Here is a 10,656-nt window from a genome sequence, read left to right as displayed (position 1 = left end):
TTTGTCGGTAGCGCGTCAGATCCGAGAGTTGGCCGGCAGTACCTTGCCCCTTGTGTTGCTTTCTGATGATGGCAAACACCATTACGAGCCGGAAATTGTGTCACTGAGTATTATGAAACCCGTTGCTGGTGCGCAATTACACCAGCTGTTAGGAGCTTTGGTTCGCAAGTTTGCAGGTGAAAACGAAGATAGCACAACAGCAAAACAGGAAGAGCACACACCCAAAACGCCACGTGTATTGGTTGTTGACGACGAAGCTGATAACCAAAAACTGGCCTCTCATTTTTTAGGTAAACTCGGGTACGAAGTCACCCAGGCTACAAATGGCATGGAAGCGGTATGGGCCTGTGAAAAGGCACACTATGACATCATATTGATGGATATCCAAATGCCGGAAATGGATGGACAGGCAGCCACAGCTCACATCCGTGCAATGACGGAGGGCAAACAAAGTCCCTGGATTATCGCCGTCACTGCCCGTGCAATGGTAGGTGATCGCGAGAAGTTCTTAGAGTCAGGAATGGATGACTATTTGAGCAAGCCTTACTCCAAAGAAGAAATGATGCATGCACTGGAACGCGCAAAAGTTGAAATAGCGAAAGAAAAAACAGCTGCTTTGCTGAATATCACATCAAAAACCCCGTAAATACGCTATACCAAGACTGTTAAATAAGTACTAGCTTCTCTTTTCTCGGTCATATCATTCAACGCATCCGGGAAAATCCGTTCATAACAGGACAGAGATCGTAGGGGTAGGATCGCTGTCCTGTTTTTTTGTCCTGTCATTTCTGTGCTGTTACTGCCACCTGGTCTGCTGCTACTTGGTTAGCGTCATCGGTTTTGTGATTCTCAAGTTGCCCGTCTGTAGCTGGTAGAAATAGGTACCGCTCGATAAATTGAGCCCGTCAAACGCAACGCTGTGCCGGCCGCTTTGCATAGGGCCATCCACCAGCACGGCAACTTTTCGACCTGTAACATCAAATACCGAAAGGTCGACCTCAGCCGATACTGGCAATTCAAAACGAATTTGCGTTACCGGGTTGAAGGGATTGGGATAGTTGGCGTGTAGTACAACTTCGCCCGATGTCTGGAAGACAATCTGGATCGGTGCTGTATGCATGAAAGTGCCATCAAAGTCTATCTGTTTGAGCCGGAAGTCATAAATGCCTGGTGCAAGGCCTTCAACAGTGTACTGGTAGGCATGTGGTGCGTCTGTTGTCCCTTGACCGGATACAAATGCCAGGGATTGCCATGTGGCAGCTGCCTCTTCATTGGGCAACAATGTATGGGCGGACAAAAACTGAACTTCAAACCCGGCATTGTTCAATTCTGACGCCGTTTCCCATTGCAAATGGATCAACTCTTCGTCGACGAGGCCGGTGAAACTGGTAAGGGTTACTGGCAGCGTAATGTCCGGCGCATAAAAGAAGTGCTGCTCAGGGATAATCTGTTCTACGAGCGAGGGCGCAGACCAGAACAGACGGATATCTGCGCGGCCGGTATTGGCCACCATTTCAAGTTTTATTTTTTTGAATTGGCCGGCCTGCAGGGCCACCTGAACGCTTGTATTAGAATACGCGTCGTTGGCCCAGGTATCTATGAGTAGCACATCGTCAATCCAAAGCCGCGCACCGTCCTCTGCTTCGAGGCGTATTGTGTAGGTTTCGCTATAGTCTGCCAGTACATGGCCTTCCCAGCGAACAGAAAAGTTATCTTCATCAACAAGCCGGATGGGAATGCCGTTGCCCCATTTGAAGTTGATACGGGGGTCGAGCCGGGTTTCAGGAGTGCCACTCAGGGTTGTGTTATTGAAATACGTTCCCCATAGACCCGATTGGGCTTGCCCGGCTGCAGGAATCACTGCAATGGGCATGCTAAATTCATCGGTATTGCCGAGGTTATCGGTAACCGATAGCACAGGTTGAAAGGTGCCGGCTTTCTGATACGTATGACTGGGTGATACACCTGAGCCACTTGTGCCATCACCAAAATCCCAGTTGTAAGATACGATGCTGCCACCCACACTGGCTGCGGCTGAAGCGTCAAACATCAGCTTGAGCGGATTGTCGAGTGCTTGCTGATAGGTATACACTGCATTGGAATAACCGGTAAATCCTACGTTCTCGACCATCACTACCCAGTCTTCATCTTCTGCTGTTGGAGGATTGCCGAGGCTCTGCACTCCTGCGCCAGAAAAAGTTGTGACGGACCCATGCTGTAGTCCGCCGCCATTGCGGGGATTGTACCATTTTACCCGATAATTGCCCACGTTTGCGGCTAAATCCAACGATGGACTACCGCCTTCTCGCAGGTATATGGCGTAGATTTCTCCCGGGTTGGCAAAAACGAGATGGTCTTCATCGTCAGCCAGATCTGTCTGGGGAGCCATTTCTGTGAAAGGCAGATGGTCGAAGAAGAAATTGCGGGCGTGGCGTGTGTAGGCCCACATAAGACTGTAGAGCCGAAAATCCTCAGTAGCAAGATCGTATTGCATGGGCTTGCGATCGCCGAAGAACCACTCAACGCCGCCGCCGCCGGCCATCAGGTTGCCCCAGAGGACGTCAGGACGCACTTCATCGAGATTGTACTCGTCACCCCAGGGGCGCACGCCCGTCTTCCAGCCGCAGCACTCATCCATCATAATGGCCCACTTGCGGCCACTATTGGTAGACTGGGTGTACCAATCTTTCGTAATGTTGTACACCTTCAAATCTCCTGTTGCCTCTGAGCCCAGGTGAATCTGAAATGCGATGCCGTCAAATGTTGGATAACCAAGCAGCGGGCCATATATGGCGCTATACTCATCTTCACCCGGCCAGGTATGGGCAACGATTGGGTGGCTGTAAACATCGAGATCGGCTATGTAGTCGATGTATGACTTGCGTTGCGCATCTGTATTACGATCTGAACGAAGCTCTTCTCCAATATTCCAGATAACACCATTGTGGTAGCCAAACCGCGCAAACATCTCACGATAAAACAGCTTGCGGTCCCTGCCCAGGTCGCCGTTGTCCAGCAACACATCATTGTCGATTTCCTGCAACGCAAAATGTAGCACAAGGCCCATTTCCTGCATGTGCTGGAATACAATGTCCCACTGTGCGAGTTTTGAAACGTCGTAGCGGTCGAGGGTATCAGGGTCGATCCAGGGCCAGACATCTTCATTGCCTTCGTCTTCGCTGTCGTTCAGGCCGAGATTGTTGATAAGGATGAAGGCCGCGTTTACATCCTGGCTTGAAAGGTAATTTATAGCACCGATCAGCCCTTTGCCTTTACTGGATTGCCATACCGGGTCGCCAGCCTGCCAATCCTGAATATGCGGATCAAAGTCTTTAACAAAATTGATGACATCAAGGCTGTAGGTGCCGTCAAATTCGGTATATGCCAGGATGTTTTCCGGGCTGTCTGTCCCCCCTTTGATATACCAGTCGCCATTATCGAACTGCAGGTAGGATGCGCCCACATTGCGCAGCGCGCCGCGTCCTTTTAAGTCTTTGCCGGATTTGTCAGATGCTGTAATCGTAAAACTGTCTGACGTGCCGGCAAGTATGGTTTCATCGACGATGGCTGTTGGATCAATGGCGACATCGGTACCACGGACAAAGGTTACGGTGTAGGTCCAGTTACCGGTTTGCTGTGGCGTAAAGTGTGCATGCCATATGTTGCCGGCGGCGACGCTGGAATTTGCTGCGTTGCCATCTCCTGCAAAATAGCCAGGCACAACATGATCAATCCCGTTTAGCGAAAACGTGGCTTCAACACGGTAATCGAAAAACGGATTAATGGCGTCCGTTTCACTCACCGTTGGGCCTTCTATTTCAAGCGTAACGGGGTGCCATTGCTTTAATTCGCCTGATAAAGTGACATTCTGATTTTGTGCAGATTCAACGTGTGGGTCGCTGTAAACTGTTTGTGTTGAGAAGCAAAAAAGGCAGATGGCAATTATCGTTTTCCATCTTTGATGCATAAAACAGGTAGGGTTATTCAGAAAAAGCTCGAGCGTGGCAGTTTTGGCAATACCGATGGAGGTGCTTCAGGATCGTACGAATAATTAGAGATCACCTGATGCTACCTAATCAATAATCGGCTGCATTGTATGAAAACAAAAGTTGTTTTACGGGTGGGTCAAGCCAAAAAATGGATCCGGGCTGTATATCATGCCTGAAGCATGTAGACATACCGCCCGGATCCCATGCTATTTTGCAAGCAGCATGGTGTTGGTTATAGATGTTCGTGTTGTCTCCAGGCGGTAGAAATACACGCCGCTCGCCAGGTTTGTGGCGTCAAAGTGTGTTTGGTACCGGCCGGCAGCCACTTCGCTATCGACAAGTATAACTACCTGGCGACCTGTTGCGTCGTACACCGCAAGCCGCACAGGACCTGCTTGTGGTACATCGTAACGAATCACAGTAACTGGATTAAACGGGTTAGGAAAGTTCTTGTGCAACGCAAGCGCAGCCGGCGCAGGCAGGTTCACCTGGATCGCATCTGAGTACGCAAAAGCGCCGTCAAAATCGATCTGTTTGAGTCTGTATGTGACGTATTCAATGTTTTCAAATTTTGCGTTGTCGGTAAACGCGTAAGTTTGTGCTTCGGTAGTGGTGCCGTTACCACGGACAAAACCTATGCGCTCGAAGACGTTGCCATCTTCCAGGGCACGCTCCACTTCAAATCCGGCGTTGTTTGTTTCTGATGCAGTAGACCATTGCAAGACAACTGAATCCTCGTTTGTCAGCGCATCAAAACCGGTTAACTCTACTGGCAGCGTCTCCGACGCATCATAGAAGAAGTGCGTTTCGGGGATAATTTGCTCAGCCAGCGTTGAAGATGACCAGAAAAACCGGATGTGCGAAGTGCCTTCATTCTCCCGGTATTCAATCTGGATTTTGTGGAAGAAGTAAGCCTGCATGGCTACATCGACACTTGATTCCACGAGGCCCGTGTTTTCCCAGTTGTCGATCAGCAGGTTGTCATCAATCCAGAGCCGGAGCGCATCATCAGACTCGATACGAAGCGTGTACGTGTCTGTGCGATCTGGCATAAGATGGCCTTTCCAGCGAACGGTGAAGCTGTCTCGGTCTACCTTGGCTATTGGTGTTTTATTTCCCCAGATAAAGTTGATTCGCGGATCAAGCCGTGTCTCAGGTGTATCCGACAGCGTCAGGTTGTCGTAATATTCGCCCATCAAGCCATTAACAGGTGAGGCAAAAACAGGGAAGACGATGGTTTGCTGGAGCGCCTCATCGGTGTTGCCCTGGCTATCAGTTACTGTGACTTTTACCTGATAGGTACCTGATTGCGCATAGGTATGCACAACGCTGCTGCCTGTGGCAAATGCGCCATCGCCAAAGTCCCATTCATAATTGGAAATCGAACCGCCGAAGCTTTGTGAAAGCGATGCATCGAAAGCGTAGGTACGTGGATTTGAGCCCGACTGCGTGGTTTGGAAGTCTGCCAGCGCATAGTTGCTGAAGCCGACATTTTCTACGAGCACCACCCAGTCTTCTTCTTCCGCCTGTGGCGGCAACCCCAGATTTTTGACGCCGGCGCCGCTAACTGATTTGATGGTACCATTCTGCAGGCCACCCCCCGTGCGAGGGTTATACCACTTAATTCGGTAATTACCTACGTTTGCTGCCAGATCTAGATCAGGAGAAAGCCCCTCGCGGAGATAAATTGCGTATACTTCGCCGGGATCTGCAAACACAAGATGATCTTCGTCGTCCGTGAGGTCATCTTGTGGTTCCATCTGCGTAAATGGCAGGTAGTTATGAAAGAATTCTCCAGCATAGCGTGAGTAGTTCCACATGAGCTGGAAGGGTCTGAAGTCTTCGGTGGAGAGGTCATACTGGATAGGCTTGCGGTCCCCAAAGAACCACTCTGAGCCACTACCGCCGGCCATCAGGTTACCCCAGAGTACGTCAACACGTACGTCGTCGAGGTTGTATTCGTCGCCTGAGGGTTGTACGCCTGTCTGCCAGCCACAGCACTCGTCCATGGTCATGTACCATTTTCTGCCGGCGCCTTTGGCGAAATTATACCACTCCTTGGTGGTTTCGTAAACTTTCAGATCACCGGTGCCATCCTGACCGTCATGGATCTGGAAGGAAATGCCATCAAAGGTGCTGTGCCCGAGCAGCGGGCCATAAACGGCCAGGTACTCATCGTCACCGGGCCAGGTGTGACCTACAATCCCGTGATCATACGGGTCGATAGAGGCAATGAAATCCACATACGATTGCCGCTGTTCTTCTGTGTTGCGGTCAGAGCGCAGTTCTTCCCCTATATTCCAGGTCAGGGCGTTGTGGTAGCCGAAGCGCGCCATCAATTCTCGATAGAACAGTTTTCTCGTGCGGCCCAGGTCGCCATTGTCGAGCAATTTGTCATTGTCGATTTCCTGCAGGGCAAAGTGAAGCATAATACCGTTTTCCTGCATATGCTTGAATACGATATTCCACTGCTCGAGTTTGGATACGTCGTAGCGGTCATAAATTTTTGTAGTCAGAAACGGCCAAACGTCATCGTTACCCAATGCTTCATTGTCGCCTTCCTGGCCAATGTTGTTGATCAGAATAAAAGCGCTGTTGATGCCCTGGGCAGCAAGGTAGTTGACTGCGCCAATGAGGCCTTTGCCTTTGCCGCCTTGCCAAGTGGGGTCGCCGGCGTTCCAATCCTGGATGTGCGGGACGTAGTCTTTTACAAAGTCGTTGCCATCCGCAGTATAGGTGCTGTCGAAATCCGAAAAAGCGAGTATGTTTTCCGGGCTATCAATACCGGTTTTGATGTACCAGTCGCCGTTGTCGAACTGTAGATATGCTTCACCAACATATCGGAGGCTACCTTTGCCGCGAAAATCGCGACCCGTTTTATCTGTATCTGTTATAACTAAACTGCCTGTCTCATCGTCGATGAGTGTTTCATCTATGATGGCTGTGTCATCAATAGCGATATCGGTGCCACGGACAAAAGAAACGGTATAGTCCCATGTGCCCGTTTCAGGAGGCGAGAAATGTGCGCGCCATAAATTGCCGGAAGTGGCACTGGTCTCGCCGGCATTGCCATCTGCGGCATAATAGCCTGGTATAACCAGGGTTGTCACCCCATTGGTTATTGTTATTTCAAGTTTGTAATCTGCAAAAGGATTTATTACATCTTGCTCATCCACCGTTGGGCCATCTACTGTGAATGTCACAGGATGCCACCTTTTGAGTTCACCACTGACTACAATGGCCTTTTTTGAGGCAGTACTGTTGCTGTCTGAATTGCGCTGTGCTGCTACGGTAGATGGGTATAGGAGACACAGAAGCAACAAAAGCTTGATGGGGAATAGATACGATGCCATATATATTAAGCTAAATGCTTGATCGTGTTGTCGGAATCAAAGAAATTGCCCAGGGAAGCGAAGCGCCGCGTAATGCGGCCAGACAATTTTGAAGAGCAACCGGAATTCAGCTGCTGACTACAAAAATGAGTCCAAACTGGTTTATTGGTTTTCCTGTTGATTCTGCTGGTTGGTACCAGAAAGTCATTACGAACGTGCCATACGGCATAAAAAGATTTAACCCTGTAGACCTGCATATTACCTTTGCTTTTCTGGGCGCAGTTGAGGCCAGCGTGGCACAGAAAGCATGGCTGGTGGCGCAGGAAGTCGGCATGCGGCAGATGGTCGCAACACTTGGCCCCATGATGCCATTTGGCAATCCAGAAAAACCTTCAGCGTATGCGTTTACGCTGGTAAATGCCACAGAAGCTATTGTAAACTACATGCTGTATCACAGAGATAATGTGCTTGCTGCTGCCGGTCGTGAACCGCTATATACGCCTCGGCCTCATCTTACTGTTGCACGCCCGCCACGAAGTGCTAGCGACAGGCTGCGGGCTGTGGGGACGGTATGGGCAACTTCTGTTACGCCGCCTGTTGTATCACTTACGCTTGATAAGCTGGCCCTGTACACCTGGGCTGATAACCGTGAAATTCAACAATTTAAGCTGGTTGAATCCATCAAACTCGTATGATCTCAAAGTTTTTGACGCTCGCTATTCTTCTCATCCTGCCGCAATATGGCTATAGCCAGGCAGGTGATCACATGCAGCTTGTGTTATTGGGTACTGGAACACCCAATGCTGACCCTGATCGCTTTGGCCCCGCCGTAGCAGTTGTAGTTGGCGACCAGCCCTATCTTGTTGACTTCGGGCCTGGCGTGGTGCGCCGTGCCGCAGCAGCGGCTGCAGCTGGCGTTGAAGGCCTGAAAGTGGAAAATCTGACCCGTGCATTTCTTACACACTTACATTCCGATCATACCACAGGATATGCCGATCTGATTTTCACGCCCTGGGTACTGGAGCGCCGGCAACCTCTGGAAGTCTATGGCCCGGAGGGGCTTCAGGATATGACCGATCATATTGTGGCTGCATACAGTGAAGACATAGCCATGAGGAAGTATGGGCTGGAGCCGCGAGATGATGTCGGATACAAGGTGCTTGTCACAGAATTGGACACAGGATTTGTATATAAAGACGACCATGTGCGGGTAACGCCTATTCCCGTGCCGCATAGCTCATGGCCGCATGCATTTGGGTATAAGTTTGAAGCCGGCGGCAAGTCGATTGTCATCTCAGGTGATACAACGCCCAGCGATGCGTTGGTTGCTGCGTGTAATGGATGTGATATTCTTGTGCATGAAGTGTATTCAGCTGAGCAATTCAAATCACGGCCTGCGGCCTGGCAACGCTATCATAAAGACAGCCATACGTCTACCATCGAGTTGGCCGAAATTGCCAATCGCGCAAAACCAGGGTTGCTCGTGCTTTATCACCAGCTGTTTTGGGGAGCATCTGAAGAAGAAATGCTTGCAGAAATAAAGGCGCACTACGATGGCGCTGTTGTGTCGGGCAAAGATCTGGACGTTTATACACCCTAACGCACAACAGACAGCGTACGGGTTTCGTCAAAGATGATGCTTGAAAAGCCGGTTACCTGTATCCTGTAAAAATAGATGCCATTTGCGAGGCCATCGGTATCAAGCGTTGCGGTATACCACTGATTACGTTCCTGGAACGTATTTACCAGGCTGGCCACCCGTTTGCCGCGGACATCATACACGCTCAGAGACACAATGCCATCCTGGTTGAGGTAATAGCGAATGGTTGTGCGGGCCTGGGCTGGATTTGGATAATTTTCTCCGAGTAAAAATCCATCAGGACTGACAATGCTGGCTTCAGTAGAGGCCAGGCGTTGCTCGGTGCCGGTTGTGCTCACTGCATAAAGCGAGTACTGGACAGGTTCAGGAGAGGGGACTGCGGCATCAGTGAACATCGCCTCAAAGCCTGTTTCTGGCGGTGCGGATGAGGAGTAGACGGTTATAGCGGTTGTCTCTGTTTCCCGATCCACGCGGAAGGAGGCCACATCAAATACTTCCTCAAATGCAAAAGAAAGCTGGATGACGCCGTCTTCCGCGTTCATGGCGCCCAAAGATGCAAAGGCAATAGGTTGGTTACCTGAAACAATAAGGGCTTCAATTTCTGTGCGAAGTGCCGGTAGCAGGGTATAGTTGTTGTCGCCCGGACAACTGGTTGACCCCTGGTCACGGTGGCCAAACAGGTTTTCTGTAGAAACGCCGTATTGCTCTTTTAAGTAGGCAAATATGGTCACAACGGAATCCCGTAACGCCGGCGACATGGTATCCTGGCATCCTCCACCTTCTGGAGGATGATAGCAGCCCAGCACCGCTACGCCGATGTTGCCTGTATTAAACCCACCAACATGCGCGCCTTGAGCGAGCACAGGGGCACGGTCCAGGTTGGTTCTGTTGTCGAGAAATGGCCGGCCCTGGTAGATGCGGCCTGACTGATCAAAAATGAAATGGTACCCGATATCGCTCCAGCCTCGCACGTTCTGGTGGAAGTCCTGGATGCCTTTTACCGAGGCGAGCCCTTCTTCATATGTACTTGCACCGCAGCAGGCAGCATGGTGAAACGTCATCCGGTTGTAGCTTGGGTTCGCCAGAGGGACCGGGCTACCAACAAAAGATTCTGCACCCCATTCGCCCCTTGGAATGAGGCTGGGCGGGATGATGGCCTGGCTTGCAGGGCGGTTGATGGGAGGCGCAGGTGCTACGTCTTGCGCTACATAGCCTTCATTGTCGAGGCGATTGTCAAAGGTGCCGGCGTCGATAATGGTAACACTGTTGCCAGCCTCGACATCAAAACGCAACTCGAAGCCTGCGTTATTGCGATAAACGCTGCCACGAAAGCCCGCCAGAAACCGTTCGCTGGTGCTGGCTTCCAGATACGTGAGGGGCATCCATGCGCTCCAGCCACCCGCTTCTTCAAATCGGACAAACCCACGCTCGAAGCCACCAGTTGCTGAACCCATCACAATGACACCGTTGTAGCTGATTGCGCTGGCGGGTGCTGCAAAAGTCAAAGTGGCCTGTTTACCTGCCGTTGTGACAACCGGTACATGCATATGGATATGCTGGTGTACGAGATCGTCTACCTGTGCAAGCCCGGCATTTGGCAGCAGGAAAAAGGCTACCAGCACAAAAGAGAAGCTTCTCAACAATGCCGGCACTGCAACAGGCCAGCGTGTGCATACAGAATCCAGCATAGCGGATGTGACCAGAAATTTGTTGAATTGGCGTTGGGTAGGAGGGC

General features: G+C 50.7%; 6 protein-coding genes. 3 read left to right on the top strand and 3 right to left on the bottom strand.

Annotated elements, in window-relative coordinates; all coding sequences use genetic code 11:
- The coding region (locus tag AAF564_12135; protein ID MEM8486291.1) for a response regulator at positions 1-646 on the top strand (646 nt) is incomplete at its 5' end.
- 171 nt (positions 647-817) lie between these two features.
- Here the strand turns inward: AAF564_12135 and AAF564_12130 are convergent.
- Positions 818-3,967, bottom strand: coding sequence for a PA14 domain-containing protein (locus AAF564_12130; GenBank protein MEM8486290.1), 3,150 nt, complete (start codon positions 3,965-3,967; stop codon positions 818-820).
- 228 nt (positions 3,968-4,195) lie between these two features.
- Positions 4,196-7,342, bottom strand: a complete 3,147-nt coding sequence (locus AAF564_12125; GenBank protein MEM8486289.1) for a PA14 domain-containing protein — start codon at positions 7,340-7,342, stop codon at positions 4,196-4,198.
- 125 nt (positions 7,343-7,467) lie between these two features.
- On the opposite strand from AAF564_12125, the gene AAF564_12120 reads away from it, so the two are divergent.
- On the top strand, positions 7,468-8,016 hold the full coding sequence (locus AAF564_12120) for a hypothetical protein (GenBank protein ID MEM8486288.1): 549 nt from the start codon (positions 7,468-7,470) through the stop codon (positions 8,014-8,016).
- On the top strand, positions 8,013-8,921 hold the full coding sequence (locus AAF564_12115; GenBank protein ID MEM8486287.1) for an MBL fold metallo-hydrolase: 909 nt from the start codon (positions 8,013-8,015) through the stop codon (positions 8,919-8,921). Before AAF564_12120 ends, AAF564_12115 begins: the two co-directional genes overlap by 4 nt.
- On the opposite strand, the gene AAF564_12110 is transcribed toward AAF564_12115, so the two are convergent.
- Positions 8,918-10,609: an N-acetylmuramoyl-L-alanine amidase gene (locus AAF564_12110; GenBank protein MEM8486286.1), complete on the bottom strand. Its 1,692-nt coding sequence runs from the start codon at positions 10,607-10,609 to the stop codon at positions 8,918-8,920. The two genes, AAF564_12115 and AAF564_12110, sit on opposite strands and share 4 nt — an antisense overlap.
- Between the last annotated feature and the right edge of the window lie 47 nt (positions 10,610-10,656).

The sequence above is a fragment of the Bacteroidota bacterium genome (assembly GCA_039111535.1).
GTDB lineage: Bacteria > Bacteroidota > Rhodothermia > Rhodothermales > JAHQVL01 > JBCCIM01.
The sequence above is the reverse complement of the archived record's forward strand: the minus strand, read 5'-3'. Positions and strand labels throughout refer to the sequence as shown.